The organism is Streptomyces sp. NPDC048718 (genome assembly GCF_043198875.1).
Classification (GTDB): domain Bacteria; phylum Actinomycetota; class Actinomycetes; order Streptomycetales; family Streptomycetaceae; genus Streptomyces.
In genome coordinates this window covers 1-18,486 of sequence record NZ_JBICVG010000008.1, presented here as the reverse complement: position 1 = coordinate 18,486, position 18,486 = coordinate 1, and the positions used below count along the sequence as shown (strand labels likewise).

The window sequence follows — 18,486 nt, the reverse complement described above, 5'->3', positions numbered from 1 at the left end:
TCCCCCTCGCCGGGCCTCAGGGGCTGTCCGGCGTTCCCCGGGCCCTCGTGGGCTTCCCCTCGTTCCCCGCCCCTACCGCTTCGCGGATTCCGCCGTCTCCGTCACGTCGGTGCCACGGGCCCGGCGGCCGCCGCCGCGCGGCAGCGCCCGCAGCGCCTCGCCCATGTCCGCGACCTCGACGACCTTCATGCCGGGCGGCACCTTGCCCGGATCCGTCGGGACCAACGCGTGCGTGAACCCGAGCCGGTGGGCCTCCGCGAGCCGGCGCTGGACGCCCGTCACCCGCCGGACCTCGCCCGCGAGGCCCACCTCGCCGATGGCCACCAGGTTCTTCGGCAGCGGGGTGTCGCTCGCGGCCGAGGCCAGGGCGAGCGCGATGGCCAGGTCGGCGGCCGGCTCGGACAGCTTCACGCCGCCCACCGTCGCGCTGTAGATGTCGCGCTTGCCGAGCGCGCTGATCCGGCCCCGCTGCTCCAGGACCGCGAGCATCATCGACACGCGGGAGGTCTCCAGACCGGACGTCGTCCGGCGCGGCGACGGGATCTGCGAGTCCACCGTGAGCGCCTGCACCTCGGCCACCAGCGGCCTGCGGCCCTCCAGCGTGACCGTCAGACAGGTGCCGGGCACCGCCGTGTCACGGCGCGTCAGGAACAGCCCGGACGGGTCCGCGAGCCCGGTGATGCCCTCGTCGTGCAGCTCGAAACAGCCGACCTCGTCCGTCGCCCCGTACCGGTTCTTCACCCCGCGCACCAGCCGGAGCCGGGCGTGCCGGTCGCCCTCGAAGTGCAGCACCACGTCGACCAGGTGTTCCAGGAGCCGGGGACCGGCGATCGCGCCGTCCTTGGTGACATGGCCGACGAGCAGCGTGGACATGCCCCGCTCCTTCGACGCCCGGATCAGCGCCCCGGCGACCTCGCGGACCTGCGCCATGCCGCCCGGCGCGCCGTCGATCTCCGGGGAGGCCACGGTCTGCACCGAGTCGAGGACCAGCAGCGAGGGCTTCACGTCGTCGAGGTGGGCGAGGACCGCCGACAGATCCGTCTCCGCCGCCAGGTACAGGTGATCGCTCAGGGCGTGGATCCGGTCGGCGCGCAGTCGCACCTGGCTCGCGGACTCCTCGCCCGTCACATAGAGCGTGCGGTGCTGCTCGCTCGCGGCCTTCGCGGCGACGTCGAGAAGCAGCGTCGACTTGCCGACGCCCGGCTCGCCCGCGATCAGGACGACCGCGCCGGGCACCAGACCGCCGCCCAGGACCCGGTCCAGTTCGTCGACGCCGGTACCGCGGGCCGTCGCCTGCCGCCCGTCGACCTGGCCGATCGGCAGCGCGGCCGTCGACACCCGGCCCGCGGCCGTGGTCCGTACGGCGGGCGTGCCGTATTCCTCGACCGTCCCCCAGGCCTGGCATTCGGGGCAGCGGCCGAGCCACTTGGCGGTCTGCCAGCCGCACTCGGTGCAGCGGTAGGACGGCCGGTCCTTGGCGGTTTTGGTACGAGCAGCCATGGGCGCCACCGTATAGCCCGGGTCTGACAACGGCCCCGTTCCGGCCCCCTCCCCGGCCCGTCCCGGCCCGTCCCTGCCTCTCCCGGCCCTTGCCCCCGCCCTGCCCTCCGCCCTCCGCACCGCCCCGACCGGGCCGGTTGTCCCCCATCAGGTGATCGGTTCACCCGTATGGATTAAAAGCGTGCAAGCCGAGCGAATGGCTCCTTCCCTCGCCCCTACGGTCGCCGGGTGACGAGCAGCAGCCTGGACCACCCCACGCGAGGCGACGCCGGCGGGACCGGCGGCGACGGCGGCACCCGTCCGCCCTGGCGGCGGCCCGTGCGGAACGAGCGGAACGAGCGATCCGGACAGCCCGAGCGATCCGGGCGGCACGAGAAGGCCGAGAAGCACGAGAAGCACGAGATGCACGAGAAGGACGAACGGCCCGAGCGGTACGACACGTACCTCGACGGTCTGTTCACCTACTGCCTCTCCGTGCTGTGCGACCACGACGCGGCCGCCACCGTTCTCGGGGACGTCCTCGCCCTCGCCGAGCGCCACCAGGGCCGCTGCCCCGCCGACGAGTCCGGCCGGCGCGCGTGGCTGTACGCGCTGGCGCGCTGGGCCTGTCTGCGTGCCCTCGGCGAGCAGCGCCGCGGGCGGCGCGGCGCGCACACCGGCCGCGTCGCCACCCTGCCCCCGGCGCTGGATCCCGTGCCCGGCCCCGGGCCGGGGCCTGCCCCCGCCCCGGCCCCCGCCGTGCCCCCTGGCGCCGGCCCCACCGGCCCCACCGGCCCCACCGGGACCGTCGGGGTCACCGAGACCACCGGGACCGCCGAGGCAGCCCGTCGCCGGGCCGAACTCGCCGCGCTCGCCTGGCCCGAGGCGGCTGGGACCACGCCCGAGCAGCGCGAGGCCCTGGAGCTGGCGGTACGGCACGGGCTCGGCCACCGCGAGATCGCGGCCGTTCTGTCGCTCGACGTGGTGCGGACCCGCGAGCTGCTGTCCTCGGCCGCGTGCGAGGTGGAGCGGACCCGGGCCGCGCTGGCCGTCGTCGAGACGGGCGGCTGTCCGACCGTCGAACGGCTCACCGGCGACCCCCGGGTCCTGCTCTCGGCCACCTTGCGCACCGAACTGGTCCGGCACGTCGACGACTGCCCGCGCTGCCGCCGCGCCGCCGAACGCGCCGGCGCGCGCGGCCCCTGGCCGGGCGCCCTCACCTCGGCGGCCCTCACCTCGCCCGAGGCAGCCGAGGCAGCCGAGACAGCCGCGGCATCCGAGGGGGCCGCGCTGTCCGGCGGCACGCCCGCCGCCGGCCGCGCGCTGCCCGTCGTGCCCGCCCCCCGCGCCGCCGCGTACGGCGCGGCACGGGCCCCGCGCCCCCGGTCCGGCGCCCCGCGCTTCGCGGCGACCGGCTTCCCGATGGACCCGAAGGACCTCGCGGCGCGCCGCGCACGCGCGCGTACCCGCGTCCTCACCACCACCCTGGTCGCCGCGGTCGTCGCAGCCCCGGTGCTCGCGCTGTGGACCTCGTACCGGGGTGTGCCGGGCGCGGGGGAGGGCGCCGACGGCACCCGGATCAGCGCGCGCGAGGCGGCGGACGGGCCGGGGATCGGCAACGACGGACTGCCCACCGCGCGGTACGAGAACACCGGCAGCGCCCGCGCCACCCCCGCCCCCCACTACACCCAGGGCAGCCGTTCCCCGGACGTGTCGGTCGAGGTGATCAGCCCCGGCACGCCCGCCGCCGGGCCGGTGGCACCCGGCGCCACCACGCCCGCCCGGATCGCGGCCACCGCACGCGGCAGCGGCACGACGACCCTGCTGACGCTCACCAACCGGGGCGGCCGCCCCGGCACCTGGGCGCTGTGGTCCGACGCGCCCTGGCTGTACGTGAGCCGGGCCTCCGGCAGCCTCGGCCCCGGCGAGTCGGTCACCGTCCGCATCTCGGTCGACCGCCACCGCCAGCCCGGCGGCTCCTGGAGCGCCCGGGTCGGCGTCCAGCCGGCGGGCGCGGTGGTACGGATCGACGGGTACGGCACGCGCCCGGCGCCCGAGACGACCCGCCCCGCCCCGCCGCGCCCGACCGGCGGGCCGACGACCCCGCCGCCCACCAGCGCCCCGCCGACCGGCCCGCCGCCCACGGACGAGCCCACCCGGCCCCCGGCCACGCAGCCGCCCACCGACCCCGCCACGACCGAACCGGGCCCGCCGCCCACGCCCACGGGGCCGCCCCCGACGGCCGAGCCCCCGGACACGGACCCGGACCCGGGCCAGGCGGCGGCCGCCCGGCGCCGCCGTTAGGGCCCCGGGCAGCCCGTAAGACCCCGTAAGACCCCGTAAGAACCGTGAAAACGCGACGACCCGGCCTCGCGGAAGTCCGCGAAGCCGGGTCGGGCGGTCAGGCCGGCGTACCGGGGCCGTGCCCTGGTCGGATCAGGCCGGTTCGGTTCAGGTCAGGTCAGGTCAGGGAGCCGGGTCCGCCGGGTGCGGGGCCACCATCGGCAGCTGCGAGGCCAGCCGCGCCTCGCACATTCCGACCAGGACGTCGTAGGCCGCCTGCCCCATCATCTCGACGAGCTCCGGCCGGTACGAGACGTACACCGGCCGCTCGCCCACGTGCGCGGACGTCGCCGTCGTGCAGTACCAGTGCAGGTCGTGGCCGCCCGGGCCCCAGCCGCGCCGGTCGTACTCGCCGATCGACACCTGGAGGACCTTGGAGTCGTCGGGCCGCTCGACCCAGTCGTACGTCCGTCGTACCGGCAGCTGCCAGCACACGTCCGGCTTGGTCTCCAGCGGCTCGACACCCTCCCGTACGGCCAGGATGTGCAGCGCGCAGCCGGCGCCGCCCGCGAAGCCGGGGCGGTTCTGGAAGATGCAGGAGCCCTTCCAGCGGCGGGTCTGCCGGTCGCCGTCCTCGTCGGTCTGCGTCCAGCCGCTCTCGGCGCCGACGTCGTGGAACTGCCACACGTCGGGCGTGAGACGCGCCACGTGCCCGGCGACCCGCTGCTCGTCCTCCTCGTCGGAGAAATGCGCGCCGAGCGTGCAGCAGCCGTCGTCGGGGCGGCCTTCCTTGATGCCCTGGCAGCCGTTGCCGAAGACGCAGGTCCAACGGGAGGTGAGCCAGGTCAGGTCGCAGCGGAAGACCTGTTCCTCGTCGTCCGGGTCGGCGAATTCGACCCAGGCGCGCGGGAAGTCCAGGCCCTTCTCGTCCGGTTCCGGGGCGGTGTCCTTCCCCGTTCCCTTCCCCTTCCCCTTGTCCTTGGTCTTCTTTCCGACCTTGACCGACTTGACCGACTTCGCGGCGTGGGCGACGCGGGCAGCCTTCGCCTGCCGCGCGGCGTCCGTCTCCGCGGGGGTGGCGGCGGTCACGTCGGCGCCGTCCTTGCCGATGGCTTTGCCCGGCTTCGCCTTTTTCGTCTTTGGCACGACTCCAAGCGTATGCGGGCGGGCGCAGTAGCGTTTCGTCCATGAGACTCGGAGTCCTCGACGTCGGTTCGAACACGGTGCATCTGCTGGTGGTGGACGCCCACCCCGGCGCCCGCCCGCTGCCCGCGCACTCGCACAAGGCGGAGCTGCGGCTCGCCGAGCTGCTCGACGAGCGGGGTGCCATCGCCGAGGCGGGGGTCGAGCGGCTGATAGCCACCGTCCGCGACGCGCTCACCGCCGCCGAGGACAAGGGCTGCGAGGAGGTGCTGCCGTTCGCGACCTCGGCGGTGCGCGAGGCGAGCAACGCCGACGACGTGCTGTCCCGGGTGTACGCGGAGACGGGCATCGCGCTCCAGGTGCTGAGCGGCGAGGAGGAGGCCCGGCTGACCTTCCTGGCCGCCCGCCGCTGGTTCGGCTGGTCCGCGGGCAAGCTGTTCCTGCTCGACATCGGCGGCGGTTCGCTGGAGGTCGGCTTCGGCATCGACGAGGAGCCGGACGCCGCCGTGTCCCTGCCGCTCGGCGCGGGCCGGCTCACGGCGGGCTGGCTGCGCGGCGATCCGGCGGACCCGGGTGACGTGAAGGCGCTGCGCCGGCACGTCCGCGCGCAGATCGCCCGTACGGTCGGCGAATTCAGCCGCTTCGGGACGCCCGACCACGTCGTGGCCACGTCCAAGACCTTCAAGCAGCTGGCACGGATCGCGGGCGCCCCCGGCTCGGGCTTCGGGCTGTACGTCCAGCGGAACCTGACCCGCGCCTCGCTCGCCGAGTGGGTGCCGAAGCTGGCCACGATGTCGGCGTCCGAGCGCTCCACGCTGCCCGGCGTCTCGGCGGGGCGCGCGGCCCAGCTGCTCGCGGGCGCGCTGGTCGCGGAGGGGGCGATGGATCTGTTCGGGGTGGAGTCCCTGGAGATCTGCCCGTGGGCGCTGCGCGAGGGCGTGATCCTGCGCCGCCTGGACCACTTGCCGTAAAGCCGCTCGCTGCCCGCTGGGGGCCGGCCGCCCGCCGGGGCCCGCCGGGGGTCCGTACCGGGCCTGCCGGGCCGCTGCCGACCTCCCCGCCGCCGCACCCGAGGTGCGGGAGAGTGGGCGGGAGACGGGGGAGGAGGCCGGGCCCGGCGGGGTGACCGGAACCACCTCCCCGCCCCCGGGCCCGCCCCGTACCCTGTCTGCGTGGCAGAACGAGTCGTGCGGATCCCGGAAGCGAAGGTCGCGCTGTCGACGGCCTCCGTCTACCCGGAGTCGACGGCGACCGCCTTCGAGGTCGCCGCGCGCCTCGGCTACGACGGGGTCGAGGTCATGGTGTGGACCGACCCGGTCAGCCAGGACATCGAGGCTCTGCGCCGGCTCTCTGACTACCACCGGGTTCCGATCCTCGCCGTACACGCGCCCTGTCTGCTGATCACCCAGCGCGTCTGGTCCACCGACCCGTGGGTCAAGCTCCAGCGCGCCCGGGCGGCGGCCGAGAAACTGGGCGCGTCGACGGTGGTCGTACACCCGCCGTTCCGCTGGCAGCGGCAGTACGCGCGCGACTTCGTGTCCGGCATCTGGCGGATGGCGGACGAGACGGACGTCCGGTTCGCTGTCGAGAACATGTACCCGTGGCGGTACAAGGACCGAGAGATGCTCGCCTACGCCCCCGAGTGGGACGTCACCAAGGACGACTACCGGCACTTCACCGTGGACCTCTCGCACACGGCGACCGCCCGTACCGACACCCTCGCCATGGTCGACCGCATGGGCGACCGGCTCGGCCACGTCCATCTCGCCGACGGGCGCGGCTCGGCGAAGGACGAGCACCTGGTGCCGGGCCGGGGCACCCAGCCGTGCGCCGAACTGCTCGAAGGGCTGGCCCGGCGCGGCTACGACGGGCACGTCGTGATCGAGGTCAATACCCGCCGGGCCATGTCGTCGGCCGAACGCGAGGCCGACCTGGCCGAGGCGCTGGCCTTCACCCGCCGCCACCTGGCCTCGGCGGCCCCGGGCCCGCGTGCCTGAGCGCCCGCGTGCCTGAGCATCTGAGCGCGGCCCCATCGGAAGGGGCAGCGGAACCGGCAGCGGCCCCACCGCTCTGCCGCGCCCCCCACCACCCTCCTTCTCCCCTCCCCTGTCCGCGATGCGGACAGCATGTCCAAATCGTGGAGCCAGGGCGTAGGCTCGAAGACAAGCACACCCGTCACGAGAGGCGAGCGACGATGCCCGAGCTGAGGTCCCGCACTGTCACCCACGGCCGCAACATGGCGGGCGCCCGCGCCCTGATGCGCGCCTCCGGTGTACCGGGCGAGGACATCGGCCGGAAGCCGGTGATCGCCGTGGCCAACTCCTTCACCGAGTTCGTCCCCGGCCACACCCACCTCCAGCCCGTCGGCCGGATCGTCTCCGAGGCCATCACCGCGGCCGGCGGCATCGCCCGCGAGTTCAACACGATCGCCGTCGACGACGGCATCGCCATGGGCCACGGCGGCATGCTCTACTCGCTGCCCTCCCGCGACCTGATCGCCGACAGCGTGGAGTACATGGTCGAGGCGCACTGCGCCGACGCCCTGATCTGTATCTCCAACTGCGACAAGATCACCCCGGGCATGCTCATGGCGGCCCTGCGCCTGAACATCCCCACCGTCTTCGTCTCCGGCGGCCCGATGGAGTCCGGCCGCGCCACGCTCGTCGACGGCTCGGTCCGCACCCTCGACCTGGTCGACGCGATCTCCGAGGCCGTCAACGACAAGGTCTCCGACGAGGACATCCGCCGCATCGAGGAGAACGCCTGCCCGACCTGCGGCTCCTGCTCCGGCATGTTCACCGCCAACTCGATGAACTGCCTGGCCGAGGCCATCGGCCTCGCCCTGCCCGGCAACGGCTCCGTCCTCGCCACCCACACCGCCCGCCGCGCGCTGTACGAGAACGCCGCCCGCACGGTCGTCGACATCACCCGCCGCTACTACGACGAGGACGACGCGTCCGTCCTGCCGCGCTCCATCGCCACCCATGCGGCCTTCGACAACGCCATGGCGCTCGACATCGCCATGGGCGGCTCCACCAACACGATCCTGCACCTGCTCGCCGCCGCCCAGGAGGCCGGTCTCGACTACGGCCTGAGCGACATGGACGCCGTCTCGCGCAGGGTGCCCTGCCTGGCCAAGGTCGCGCCGAACGTCGCGCCGCGCGGCACGTACTACATGGAGGACGTGCACCGCGCCGGCGGCATCCCCGCCATCCTCGGCGAGCTGCACCGCGCGGGGCTGCTGAACGAGGACGTCCACGCCGTGCACAGCCCCTCCCTCGCGGAGTGGCTGAAGAACTGGGACGTGCGCGGCGGCTCCCCGGCCGAGGAGGCCGTCGAGCTGTGGCACGCGGCGCCCGGCTGCGTCCGCTCCGCCACCGCCTTCTCCCAGTCCGAGCGCTGGGACACCCTCGACACCGACGCCGAGAACGGCTGCATCCGCGACGCCGCCCACGCCTACTCCAAGGACGGCGGACTCGCCGTGCTGCGCGGCAACCTCGCCGTCGACGGCTGCGTGGTGAAGACCGCCGGCGTCGATGAGTCGATCTGGACCTTCGAGGGCCCGGCGGTCGTCTGCGAGTCGCAGGACGAGGCCGTCGAGAAGATCCTGAACAAGCGGGTCAAGGACGGCGACGTGGTCGTCATCCGCTACGAGGGCCCGCGCGGCGGTCCCGGCATGCAGGAGATGCTCTACCCGACCTCCTTCCTCAAGGGCCGAGGCCTCGGCAAGACCTGCGCCCTGGTCACCGACGGCCGGTTCTCCGGCGGCACCTCGGGCCTCTCCATCGGCCACGCCTCCCCGGAGGCGGCCTCGGGCGGCACCATCGCGCTCGTCGAGGACGGCGACCGGATCCGGATCGACATCCCGAGCCGCTCGATCGAGCTGCTGGTCGACGACGCGACCCTGGACGCCCGCCGCGCCGCGCTCGGTGGCGTCTACGCGCCGAAGAACCGCGAGCGCAAGGTCTCGGCGGCGCTGCGGGCCTACGCGGCGATGGCGACCAGCGCCGACAAGGGCGCGGTCCGCGACGTGAGCAAGCTGGCCTGACGGCGGGCGTGCGGCGGGACAAGGCCGCCCCTGGTCTTACGGCCGTAAAACACAGCGTCCACGCGCGCGGGGCGTGAGCGGCACCGAGCCGCCCACGCCCCGCGCGCGTACGTGTCTCTACGCGTCAAGGGGCGTACGCCGCGCCACGCGCGCGTACGCGTGTGTCACCGCCGGGCCGCGCGCGTCACCGGCCCGGATCGGTCACCAGGCCCCGGGGTCCTTCGCGTCCACGGCGAACACCGAACCGTCCGGGACCCCGGCGATCGCCCGCGGGCCGAGGACGACCGGCGCGGGCAGGCTGGCGGTGAAGGGATAGCGGCCGCCCGAGGTACGGGGCCGGGTCTGGCCCAGCAGTGCGCCGCGCGCCGCGTCCACGGCGAGCAGCCGCCCGTCCCCGGTCGTCAGCAGCACCCGGCCGTCCGCGACGACCGGCCGTGACGACCGCGCCACCTCGGTCTCCAGCCGCCACAGCTGGGCCTCGTCCGCCTCGTCCGGCCCATGCGTACTGTCCGTCCCATCTGAGCGGGCCGTGTCGACCGCGACGAGCGTGCCACCGACCCCGACGATGTGGACCACATCGCCCGCGACGGCCGCCTGAGCCTGGTCCATGGGAGCGGCGAGCGGTACCCGCCGGACATCCGCCCGGTCGGCGAGATCCACCCGCACCACGGCGTCGGTGTAACCGTCGAGATCGTCGGAGAGCAGGAGCAGCGCGCTCCCGGTCGCCCCCACGGGTTCGAGGAGACCCGGCACCTGCCGGGTCCACAGGACCGTGCCGTCCGCGGCGCGGACCGCGCCGACCACGGTCGAGTGCCCGTCGGGCGCGGGGGTGGCGGTGTACGCGGTCCCGGCCCCGGCCCCGGTTCCTGCCCCGGCCTTGGCTCCGGAATCCGGCGCGGTGACCCACCGGGTCCCGGCGCCCCCGATCCGCTTCGACCAGAGCTCCCGCCCGGTCGCGCCGTCGAGTGCGCGGACCTGGCCGGCGCGCGGGTTCACGAGCAGCACCGTGCCGGCGGCGGGCACGACCTGGTCACCGCCCGCGAGCGGGGTGCTCCAGACCACGTCGCCGCCCTCCGGCGCGTACGCGTCGAGCCGGCTCCCGGCACCGTCCGCCGCGAGCACCAGACCGCCCGACAGCACGGGAGCACGGCTCTCCCGCGTCTGCCCGCCGCCGTCTGCGCGCGCGGTCCACACGATCCTCCCGCTGTCGGCGTCGAGCCGGGCGAGCGGCGCCTTGGGGCCGGAGCAGTAGACGTCCGACCCGGCGGCCGTGCACAGCGGAGGCCGGCCCTCACCGGTGCCGTCGGCGAGCGCGGTCTCCCAGGGGCGGAACGTCCGGTTCTGCTCGTTCGCGGTCGGACCGATGGTGTCCGGGCCGCCGCCCCAGACCCGTACCCCGACCAGTGTTCCCACGGCCAGGGTCGCGAGGAGCGGGAGAGCGACGGTCCACCGCAGCCCGCGCCGCCGACCCCCATCCTTCCTTCCGGCGGTCCGCCCGGCCGCGCGCTCCGCGTCGCGCTTCCTGGCCCGCCGGTCCGAGCGGTGCGTGGGGGCGTCCGCCACGGCGCCGAGGGCGGGCGCGGTCTCGCCGTCCACCGGCCGCCGCTGGGCGGGTACGAGCCCGATGGCCCCGGCACCCGCACCCGCGCCGACTCCAGGCCCAGGCCCAGTCCCGGCCCCAGTCCCGGCCTTCGGCCTCGCACCCGCGCCCATCGCCGGGTGCCGCAGCCGCGCCATGATCTCGTCGGCGGTGGGCCGCTGCGCCGGATCCTTCGCCAGACAGCCGCGCAGCAGCGGAGCCAGGGTGTCCGGTACGCCGGACAGCTCGGGCTCGTCGTGGACGACCTGGTACGCCACGATGTACGGGCTGTCGGAGTCGAACGGCCCCCGCCCGGTCGCCGCGTGCACCAGCACGGCGCCCAGGGCGAACACGTCCGCCGCCGAGCCGACCTCGCGCGGACGCTGGAACTGCTCCGGCGCCATGAACGGCGGCGTACCGATCAGCCGCCCCGTCTCGGTGTGCAGCATGCTGTCGGCGGGCCGCGAGATACCGAAGTCGATGACCTTGGGGCCGTCCGGCGCGAGCAGCACATTGCCGGGCTTCAGATCGCGGTGCACCACTCCCGCGCGGTGGATGTCGCGCAGCGCCTCGGAGAGACCGGACGCGAGCCGGCGCAGTTCGTCGAGGCCGAGCGGGCCACCCTGCTTCACCCGGTCGGAGAGGGTGGGGCCGTCGATGAACAAGGTGGCCATCCACGGCCGCTCCGCGTCCGGATCGGCGTCGACCACCGGCGCGGTGAACGCCCCGCTCACCCGCCGCGCGGCCGCCACCTCCTGCCGGAAGCGCGCCCGGAACTCCGGATCGGCGGCGTGATCGGCGTGGACGACCTTGACGGCCAGGCGCAGCCCGGAATCGGACATGGCCAGCCGGACCACACCCATTCCGCCTGAACCGAGTACTGGCCCGAGTCTGTACTGACCGGCGTAATCCGGCCGTTCCGCTTCCGGAAACGGCCCGGCATTGCGCAGCGGCGGCATCCGCCCACCCCCGTGTTCGTCCGCAAGCGCGACGAGCGGAGCCTAGTCGATGACCTGTGCGATTCCGGCGGCGCCTTTGCTAGCCTGCGCGGCGTGTCGGTGGTCATCACCACACATTCACCAGCAACGGGGGAGGAACACATGGGTTCTGACGAGGCGACGACGATGTCCGGAGTGGCTGGATCCGGTACGCCGGAGACGGGCGCGGAGACGTCCGCCGAAACGGTCACCGACACGACCGACGGTGCCGTCACCACCCTGACCGCGAAGCGCTACCCGGTCGCGCCGGGCGTCCAGCTCAACGTCCGCTCCGGCCCCGGCACGAACTACGAGATCGTGAAGCTCCTGCCGCTCGGCGCCTCCGTGCCGATCAACTGCCAGCAGCGCGGCGAAACGGTCACCGGCCCGTACGGCACCTCGAACATCTGGGACAACATCGCCAACGGCCAGTTCGTCTCCGACACGTACGTCCACACCGGCAGCGACGGCTTCGTCGCCGTGCCCTGCTCCTGATCCACGGCTCCGCGCCCTGATCCACGGCTGCCCCGCTTCCTGACGCGGGCCTCCGCGCCGTCGCCGTCGCTCGCGGGATAATCGTTCCTGTGAGCGACGACGACCGCCCCGGCACGGGCACGCCCGCCAAGAGCGGCAACAACGCCAACGATGCCAAGCCCGCCAAGCCCGGCAAGCTCGTCAAGTCCGGAGCCCCCGGCACGAGCCCCGGCCCCCAGCCCGAGGAGATCCGTTTCTTCGGAACGACCTGGGTCGCGCACGACGGTGCCTACGGTCTGCGCCGCGCCGCCGTCGCCGTCGGCGCGCTGCTCGCCGCCGCGGCCGGCGCCTTCGCCCTGTGGTTCGGCTTCCAGGGACTCCAGATCGCCGAGGTCGGCGGCTTCGTCGACATCCTCGTGCTCGTCATGTTCGCGATCTGCGGCGTCATCGCCTTCCGCAAGACGTGGGACGGCTTCACCCGCCGTCCCACCGACCCGGCCCGCGAGGACGCGCTGCGCGGCCTGAAGACGATCGGCTTCATCGGCTCGCTCCTCGCGTACTTCTGCCGTGCCCTGGTCGAGGCCCCCGGCGAGGGGCTGCGCCGCACCGAGTACGAGACGGCCCTCGTCCAGTACGACAAGCGCCGCGCGCAGCGCACCGGCAACCCGTCCTCCCGTAAAAAGAAGCGATAAGCCGGAAGCGCCGACAGCCCATAGCCGACAGCCGACAGCCCACAGCCCACGGCCCACAACCCGCAGGCACAAGGGACAAAGGACGGGCAGCGGGCCGAACGGTCCTTGACCCCGTCCACCCCCGGCCGCACGATGCCCGCATGGTTCGCAGTGCCCGCCCGGCGGACGACCCCGCCCCCGTCCCCGCGCCCGCCGCCCCCGCCCTCGTCGCGCGCGGCCTCACCGTCCTCCGAGGCGGCCGGCCGGTCCTGCGCGGCCTCGACTTCACCGTCCCCCGCGGCCGGGTCACCGGTCTCCTCGGCCCCTCCGGCTGCGGCAAGACCACCCTCATGCGCGCGATCGTCGGCACCCAGGCCAAGGTCACCGGCACCCTCGACGTGCTCGGCCACCCCGCGGGCGCCGCCGCCCTGCGCGCCCGGATCGGGTACGTCACCCAGGCCCCGTCCGTCTACGACGATCTCACCGTCCATCAGAACCTCGCCGCCTTCGCCGCGATCCTGCTCCCCGGCCGAGCCCACCGGGCCGGGCGCCGCGCCGCCGTCGACCGGGTGATCGAGGACGTCGACCTCGGCGACCACGCGCACGTCCTGGCCGGCCGGCTCTCCGGCGGGCAGCGCAGCCGCGTCTCGCTCGCCGTCGCCCTCCTCGGCACCCCCGAACTCCTCGTCCTGGACGAACCGACCGTCGGCCTCGACCCCGTCCTGCGCCGCGATCTGTGGGACCTCTTCCATCGCATCGCCGCCGACCGGGGCACCACGCTGCTCGTCTCCTCCCACGTCATGGACGAGGCCGAGCGCTGCCACCGGCTGCTCCTCCTGCGCGAGGGCGAACTCCTCGCCGACGACACGCCCGAGGCACTGCGCCGCCTGAGCCCCGCCGGCACCGTCGAGGCCGCCTTCCTCCACCTCGTCGACACGGCGTCCGACCGCCGTACGGACCCCGGCCCCGACCCCCGTACGGATCCCGGCACACCCCCCGCCCCGGGCACCGGCCCCCACGACCAGGAGCCCCGCCCATGAACGGCGCCCGCACCCTCGCCACCGCCGCCCGCGTGCTGCGCCAGCTCCGCCACGACCCGCGCACCCTCGCGCTCCTGCTGCTCGTCCCGTGCGTGCTGCTCGTCCTGCTCCGCTACGTCTTCGACAGCAGCCCCGAGGTCTTCGACGGCATCGGCGCGTCCCTGCTCGGCATCTTCCCGCTGATCACCATGTTCCTGGTGACGTCGATCGCCACCCTGCGCGAACGCACCTCCGGCACCCTCGAACGCCTCCTCGCCATGCCCCTGGGCAAGGGCGACCTCATCGCCGGCTACGCCCTCGCCTTCGGCCTGCTCGCCATCGTCCAGTCCGCCCTCGCCACCGGGCTCGCCCTGTGGTTCCTCGGCCTCGACGTGGTCGGCTCGCCCTGGCTGCTGCTCCTCGTCGCCCTGCTCGACGCGCTCCTCGGCACCGCCCTCGGGCTCTTCGTCTCGGCCTTCGCCGCCTCCGAGTTCCAGGCGGTCCAGTTCATGCCGGCCGTGATCTTTCCCCAGCTGCTGCTGTGCGGCCTGTTCACCCCGCGCGACCAGATGGCCCCGGCGCTGGAAGCCCTCTCGAACGTGCTGCCCATGTCGTACGCCGTCGACGGCATGAACCAGGTCCTCCAGCACCCCCACGTCACCGCCGATTTCGTCCGCGACGTCCTCGTCGTGGCCGGCAGCGCGGTGCTCGTCCTCGCCCTGGGCGCCGCGACCCTCCGCCGCCGCACCGCCTGACCCCCGCACCGCCGCGCGACCGCCGCACCGCCCGATCCGTACCCCCGCCCTCCCCTCATCGCCCCGTCCTGCCCGCCCCTCGGACGAAAACCCCACGCCAGGCCCCCTGATGCGAGGATGTCCCCGCACGTGGAGACCCGCCCGACGAGGTGAACAGAACGATGACCCAGACCGTCGCAGTCCTCGGCACCGGCAAGATCGGTGAAGCCCTTCTCAGCGGCATGCTCCGCGCGGGCTGGCGCCCGGCCCAGCTCCTCGTCACGACCCGCCGCGCCGAACGCGCCCGGGAACTCCACGACCGCTACGGCGTCGAGACCGTCGACAACGCCGAGGCCGCCAAGCGCGCCGACATCCTCATCCTCGCGGTGAAGCCCCAGGACATGGGCCGCCTGCTGGACGAACTCGCCCCGCACGTCACCGCCGACCGCCTGGTCGTCAGCGCCGCCGCCGGCATCCCGACCGCCTTCATCGAGGAACGCCTCACGGCCGGCACCCCCGTCGTCCGCGTCATGCCCAACACCCCCGTCCTCGTGGACGAGGGCATGTCCGTGATCTCGGCGGGCAGCCACGCGACCCCCGCCCACCTCGCGCACACCGAGGAGATCTTCGGCGGCGTCGGCAAGACCCTGCGCGTCCCCGAGTCCCAGCAGGACGCCGCCACCGCGCTGTCCGGCTCCGGCCCGGCGTACTTCTACTACCTGGTCGAAGCCATGACCGACGCGGGCATCCTCCTCGGCCTGCCCCGCGCCCAGGCCCACGACCTGATCGTCCAGGCCGCGATCGGCGCCGCGACCATGCTCCGCGACAGCGGCGAACACCCCGTCAAGCTCCGCGAGGCCGTCACCTCCCCGGCGGGCACCACCATCTCCGCCATCCGCGAGCTGGAGAACCACGGGGTACGGGCCGCCCTGATCGCCGCCCTCGAAGCGGCCCGCGACCGCAGCCGCGAACTCGCCTCCGGCAACTGAGCAGCCGCAACCACCACCACCGCCACGCCCACCCCCCCCGGGGCCCGCGTTACGACGCCGCGGCCCCGGCAAGCACCTCCGCCGTGGTCACGACCCGGGCGAACTGCCCGCCGTGCAGCGACACCGCCGTCGCCCGGGTCAGCTCCTCCGCCGTCGCCGTCCATCCGAACGGCCCGGTCAGGTCGAAGGTGTGCATCGCGTCGAGCGCGTAGACCACGTCGTACCCCAGGTTCCCGCCCATCCGGGCCGTGGTCTCGTTGCACATGTTCGTCTGGATCCCGGCGAGCACGAGCTGCCCGATGCCCGCGCCGCGCAGCCAGGTGTCCAGATCCGGCTCCCCGTAGAAGCCCGAGTTCACGGTCTTCGTCACCAGCAGCTCGGGCCCGGTGCCCTTCCCCCGCCGCTCCTCGATGAGCTCTTTGAAGTCGTTGCCCGGCTGCCCCGGCCGCAGCGGCGATCCGGCCACAACCGAGTCGTGCCGGATGTAGACGACCGGCCGTCCCGTCTCCTGCCACCGGTCGAGCAGCGCGGTGATGTTCTCCTCGGCCGCCGGATTGTCCCGCCGCCCCCAGAATTCCTCGTCCTCGAACCCCTTCTGTACGTCGATGAGCAACAGCGCCGCGTTCTCCTGAATCTCCATGCCGTCGATCCTGCCGCCGGGCCGGCCGCCACCCCAGTGGCGCGAATGCCATGGATCGATGGTTTACTGCCAGCCATGAGCGACCGACGACCCCAGCGCATCGCCCTGCTCGCGTTCCCCGGCATCCGTGTCTTCGACGTCTCCGTCATCACCGAGGTCTGGGACACCGACCGGCGCGACCGTGGCGTCCCGCCGTTCGAACTCCGCCGTACCGCCGCCGACCCGTCCGTACCCGTCCCGCTCCGCGGCGGCCTCAGCCTCACCCCGGACCGCCCGCTCACCTGGCTCGACGAGCTCACCCCCGCCGACCTGGTCGTCGTCCCCGGCATCGAGGACCCCGACGCCGACCTCCCCGCCCCCGTGCTCGACGCCCTGCGCCGCGCCCACACCGCGGGCGTCCCCGTCGCCGCCCTCTGCGCCGGGGCCTTCGTCCTCGCCCGCGCCGGTCTGCTCGACGGCCGCCGCGCCGTCACCCACTGGCGGCTGGCCCCCGCCCTCGCCGAACGCCACCCGGGCACGCGCGTCGAACCCGAGGCGCTCTTCATCGAGGACACGGGCGTGTGGACCTCGGCCGGCACCGCCGCGGGCATCGACCTCTGCCTCCACCTGGTCCGTACGGCCCACGGCGCGGAAACCGCCGCCACGATCGCCCGCTCGATGGTCACCGCACCCTTCCGCAGCGGGACCCAGGCCCAGTTCATCGAGCACCCCACCCCCCGCGCCGACCGCGACGCCGACACGCTCGCCGCCGTACGCGCCCACGCCCTCGCCCATCTCGACGCGCCCCACACCGTCGGGAGCCTCGCCGCCCGCGCCGGCATGTCCCCGCGCTCCTTCGCCCGCCACTTCCAGGCCACCACCGGCACCACCCCGCTGCGCTGGCTCATCGCGCAGCGCGTCGCCGCCGCCCAGAAGCTCCTCGAACGCACCGACCACCCGCTCCCCGAGGTGGCCCGCCGCGCGGGCTTCGGCAGCGAGGTCACCATGCGCCAGCATTTCGCCGCACACCTCGCCACCAGCCCGCGCGACTACCGCGCCGCCTTCCGTCACACCGCGGGCGCGACCACCTCCACCGAATCCGAAGCGGCCCCCGACGGCCCCGGCACCGCCGCGGGCTCCACCGGCTCCGCCGACTCCGGTACGGCGGGCAGCAGCCCGATCGCCCGGTAGGCCCGGTCCACCACCGGCCGCGCCATCCCCCGCGCCCGCTCTGCGCCCCGCCGCAGCACCCCGTCGACGTACGCCGGATCCGCCGCGATCTCCGCGTGCCGCTCCCGCAGTGGCCGCAGCAGCTCGACGACCGCCTCCGCCGTGTCCTTCTTCAGGGCCCCGTACGAGGTGTACGCGCCGGCCAGCTCCGCCGGGTCGCCCCCGGTCGACGCCGCGAGGAGATCCAGCAGGTTCGCGATCCCCGGACTGGTCTCCCGGTCGTAGACGACGTCCTGCCCGCTGTCCGTGACGGCCCGCATGACCTTGCGCCGTGCGGTATCCGCGTCGTCGAGGAGATAGACGATCCCGGAGCCGTTCTCATGCGACTTCCCCATCTTGGAGGCGGGATCCTGGAGATCCATGACCCGCGCCGCCACCTTGGGGTTCGTCGCCTTGGGCACGGTGAAGACATGCCCGTACCGGTGGTTGAACCGCACGGCCAGATCCCGAGCCAGCTCCACGTGCTGGGTCTGGTCCTCGCCCACGGGGACCTCGTCGGTGCCGTACGCCAGGATGTCCGCCGCCATCAGCGCCGGATACGTGAGCAGCGACAGCCGCACGCTCTCCCCGGCGTCCCGCGCCCGCAGGCTTTTCTCCTTGTACTGGATCATGCGCCGCATCTCGCCGTCCGTGGCGACGCACTCCATCAGATACGACAGCCGCGCGTGCTCGTCCACATGGCTCTGGACGAAGAGCGTGCACCGCTCCGGGTCGAGCCCGGCCGCGAGCAGCAGCGTCGCGGCCTGCCGGGACAGCCGCCGTACCCGCGCAGGATCGTGCTCCACGGTCAGCGCGTGCAGATCCACCACGCTGAACAGCGCGTCGGCCTGGTGCTGGTCCACCTCGACCCACTGCCGCACGGCGCCCAGGTAGTTCCCCAGCGTCAGATGACCCGTCGGCTTGATCCCACTGAAGATCCGCTTCATCGTGCCGTTCTCCCTCTCTCCTGTGAGCGCCGCCGGCCCGACGGCCTGGGCTCCCGGAGGGGGAAACACGAACGGCCGCCGAGGCGGCGGCCGTTGTCTGCATGCGCGAGTGCGGGCCGCCGGTCAGGCGGCCCACCACTGGGTGGTGTGCGCATGCGTAGTCATGACCAACACCGTACCCCTCAGGGCCAGGGTTGACACGCGTTTGACCGAACCGTAGTGTTCTCCGAGTTGTCCGACGTGAGCACCGGCCCCGGCCGGCCCCGGACAGCGATTCCGCAAGAACCACTTACGCCTGAGGGTGTCGATTCGTCG

At 74.0% G+C, this 18,486-nt stretch carries 14 protein-coding genes and 1 pseudogene; 10 read left to right on the top strand and 5 right to left on the bottom strand.

The window, feature by feature from the left end; all coding sequences use genetic code 11:
- Positions 1–72: 72 nt before the first annotated feature.
- Entirely contained in the window at positions 73–1,500 is a 1,428-nt protein-coding gene (gene radA, locus ACGFRB_RS16750; protein WP_393243699.1) for a DNA repair protein RadA, read from the bottom strand.
- Positions 1,501–1,902: 402 nt separating this feature from the next.
- Between radA and ACGFRB_RS16745 the strand changes: the two genes are divergently transcribed.
- The gene (locus ACGFRB_RS16745) at positions 1,903–3,783 is read left to right on the top strand and encodes a hypothetical protein (protein WP_393244135.1); all 1,881 of its coding nucleotides are present in this window, start codon (positions 1,903–1,905) and stop codon (positions 3,781–3,783) included.
- Between the two features lie 162 nt (positions 3,784–3,945).
- Here the strand turns inward: ACGFRB_RS16745 and ACGFRB_RS16740 are convergent, their stop codons facing one another.
- On the bottom strand, positions 3,946–4,908 hold the full coding sequence (locus ACGFRB_RS16740; RefSeq protein WP_393243697.1) for a hypothetical protein: 963 nt from the start codon (positions 4,906–4,908) through the stop codon (positions 3,946–3,948).
- 41 nt (positions 4,909–4,949) lie between these two features.
- On the opposite strand from ACGFRB_RS16740, the gene ACGFRB_RS16735 reads away from it, so the two are divergent.
- The 3 genes from ACGFRB_RS16735 to ilvD all read left to right on the top strand — a co-directional run bounded on the left by ACGFRB_RS16735 (position 4,950) and on the right by ilvD (position 8,953).
- Positions 4,950–5,876, top strand: a complete 927-nt coding sequence (locus ACGFRB_RS16735; protein WP_361233651.1) for a Ppx/GppA phosphatase family protein — start codon at positions 4,950–4,952, stop codon at positions 5,874–5,876.
- Between the two features lie 201 nt (positions 5,877–6,077).
- Positions 6,078–6,902, top strand: coding sequence for a sugar phosphate isomerase/epimerase family protein (locus ACGFRB_RS16730; RefSeq protein ID WP_393243694.1), 825 nt, complete (start codon positions 6,078–6,080; stop codon positions 6,900–6,902).
- A 197-nt stretch (positions 6,903–7,099) separates the two neighbouring features.
- Positions 7,100–8,953: a dihydroxy-acid dehydratase gene (gene ilvD / locus ACGFRB_RS16725; protein ID WP_393243692.1), complete on the top strand. Its 1,854-nt coding sequence runs from the start codon at positions 7,100–7,102 to the stop codon at positions 8,951–8,953.
- Positions 8,954–9,154: 201 nt separating this feature from the next.
- Here ilvD and ACGFRB_RS16720 read toward each other — a convergent pair whose 3' ends face one another.
- The gene (locus ACGFRB_RS16720; protein WP_393243690.1) at positions 9,155–11,491 is read right to left on the bottom strand and encodes a PQQ-binding-like beta-propeller repeat protein; all 2,337 of its coding nucleotides are present in this window, start codon (positions 11,489–11,491) and stop codon (positions 9,155–9,157) included.
- Between the two features lie 141 nt (positions 11,492–11,632).
- Here ACGFRB_RS16720 and ACGFRB_RS16715 point away from each other — a divergent pair, with 141 nt between their 5' ends.
- From ACGFRB_RS16715 to proC, 5 genes are all read left to right on the top strand, one after another.
- Complete coding sequence (locus tag ACGFRB_RS16715; RefSeq protein WP_363010915.1) at positions 11,633–12,004, top strand: hypothetical protein; 372 nt, start codon at positions 11,633–11,635, stop codon at positions 12,002–12,004.
- Positions 12,005–12,093: 89 nt separating this feature from the next.
- Positions 12,094–12,675, top strand: coding sequence for a hypothetical protein (locus ACGFRB_RS16710; RefSeq protein ID WP_393243688.1), 582 nt, complete (start codon positions 12,094–12,096; stop codon positions 12,673–12,675).
- Between the two features lie 140 nt (positions 12,676–12,815).
- Positions 12,816–13,694, top strand: coding sequence for an ABC transporter ATP-binding protein (locus ACGFRB_RS16705; protein ID WP_393243686.1), 879 nt, complete (start codon positions 12,816–12,818; stop codon positions 13,692–13,694).
- A complete protein-coding gene (locus tag ACGFRB_RS16700; protein WP_393243684.1) occupies positions 13,691–14,428 on the top strand; it encodes an ABC transporter permease in 738 nt (245 codons plus the stop codon). The genes ACGFRB_RS16705 and ACGFRB_RS16700 overlap by 4 nt, the downstream gene beginning before the upstream one ends.
- A 161-nt stretch (positions 14,429–14,589) precedes the next feature.
- Entirely contained in the window at positions 14,590–15,396 is an 807-nt protein-coding gene (gene proC / locus ACGFRB_RS16695; RefSeq protein WP_363010920.1) for a pyrroline-5-carboxylate reductase, read from the top strand.
- 49 nt (positions 15,397–15,445) lie between these two features.
- Here proC and ACGFRB_RS16690 read toward each other — a convergent pair whose 3' ends face one another.
- Positions 15,446–16,036, bottom strand: coding sequence for a cysteine hydrolase family protein (locus tag ACGFRB_RS16690; protein ID WP_393243682.1), 591 nt, complete (start codon positions 16,034–16,036; stop codon positions 15,446–15,448).
- 75 nt (positions 16,037–16,111) lie between these two features.
- Between ACGFRB_RS16690 and ACGFRB_RS16685 the strand changes: the two are divergent.
- Positions 16,112–17,095: pseudogene (locus tag ACGFRB_RS16685) on the top strand (GlxA family transcriptional regulator); the annotation flags it as partial.
- Here ACGFRB_RS16685 and trpS read toward each other — a convergent pair.
- Positions 17,083–18,171, bottom strand: coding sequence for a tryptophan--tRNA ligase (gene trpS, locus ACGFRB_RS16680; protein ID WP_393243680.1), 1,089 nt, complete (start codon positions 18,169–18,171; stop codon positions 17,083–17,085). The pseudogene ACGFRB_RS16685 and the gene trpS overlap by 13 nt on opposite strands.
- Positions 18,172–18,486: the final 315 nt, after the last annotated feature.

Excerpts from the sequence above, each read along its gene's own strand:
- ACGFRB_RS16700 (WP_393243684.1), top strand. The coding sequence starts at position 13,691 with ATGAACGGCGCCCGCACCCTCGCCACCGCCGCCCGCGTGCTGCGCCAG.
- ACGFRB_RS16720 (WP_393243690.1), bottom strand. The coding sequence starts at position 11,491 with ATGCCGCCGCTGCGCAATGCCGGGCCGTTTCCGGAAGCGGAACGGCCG.
- radA (WP_393243699.1), bottom strand. The coding sequence starts at position 1,500 with ATGGCTGCTCGTACCAAAACCGCCAAGGACCGGCCGTCCTACCGCTGC.
- ACGFRB_RS16705 (WP_393243686.1), top strand. The coding sequence starts at position 12,816 with ATGGTTCGCAGTGCCCGCCCGGCGGACGACCCCGCCCCCGTCCCCGCG.
- ACGFRB_RS16715 (WP_363010915.1), top strand. The coding sequence starts at position 11,633 with ATGGGTTCTGACGAGGCGACGACGATGTCCGGAGTGGCTGGATCCGGT.
- ilvD (WP_393243692.1), top strand. The coding sequence starts at position 7,100 with ATGCCCGAGCTGAGGTCCCGCACTGTCACCCACGGCCGCAACATGGCG.
- ACGFRB_RS16690 (WP_393243682.1), bottom strand. The coding sequence starts at position 16,036 with ATGGAGATTCAGGAGAACGCGGCGCTGTTGCTCATCGACGTACAGAAG.
- ACGFRB_RS16735 (WP_361233651.1), top strand. The coding sequence starts at position 4,950 with ATGAGACTCGGAGTCCTCGACGTCGGTTCGAACACGGTGCATCTGCTG.
- proC (WP_363010920.1), top strand. The coding sequence starts at position 14,590 with ATGACCCAGACCGTCGCAGTCCTCGGCACCGGCAAGATCGGTGAAGCC.
- trpS (WP_393243680.1), bottom strand. The coding sequence starts at position 18,171 with ATGAAGCGGATCTTCAGTGGGATCAAGCCGACGGGTCATCTGACGCTG.
- ACGFRB_RS16745 (WP_393244135.1), top strand. The coding sequence starts at position 1,903 with ATGCACGAGAAGGACGAACGGCCCGAGCGGTACGACACGTACCTCGAC.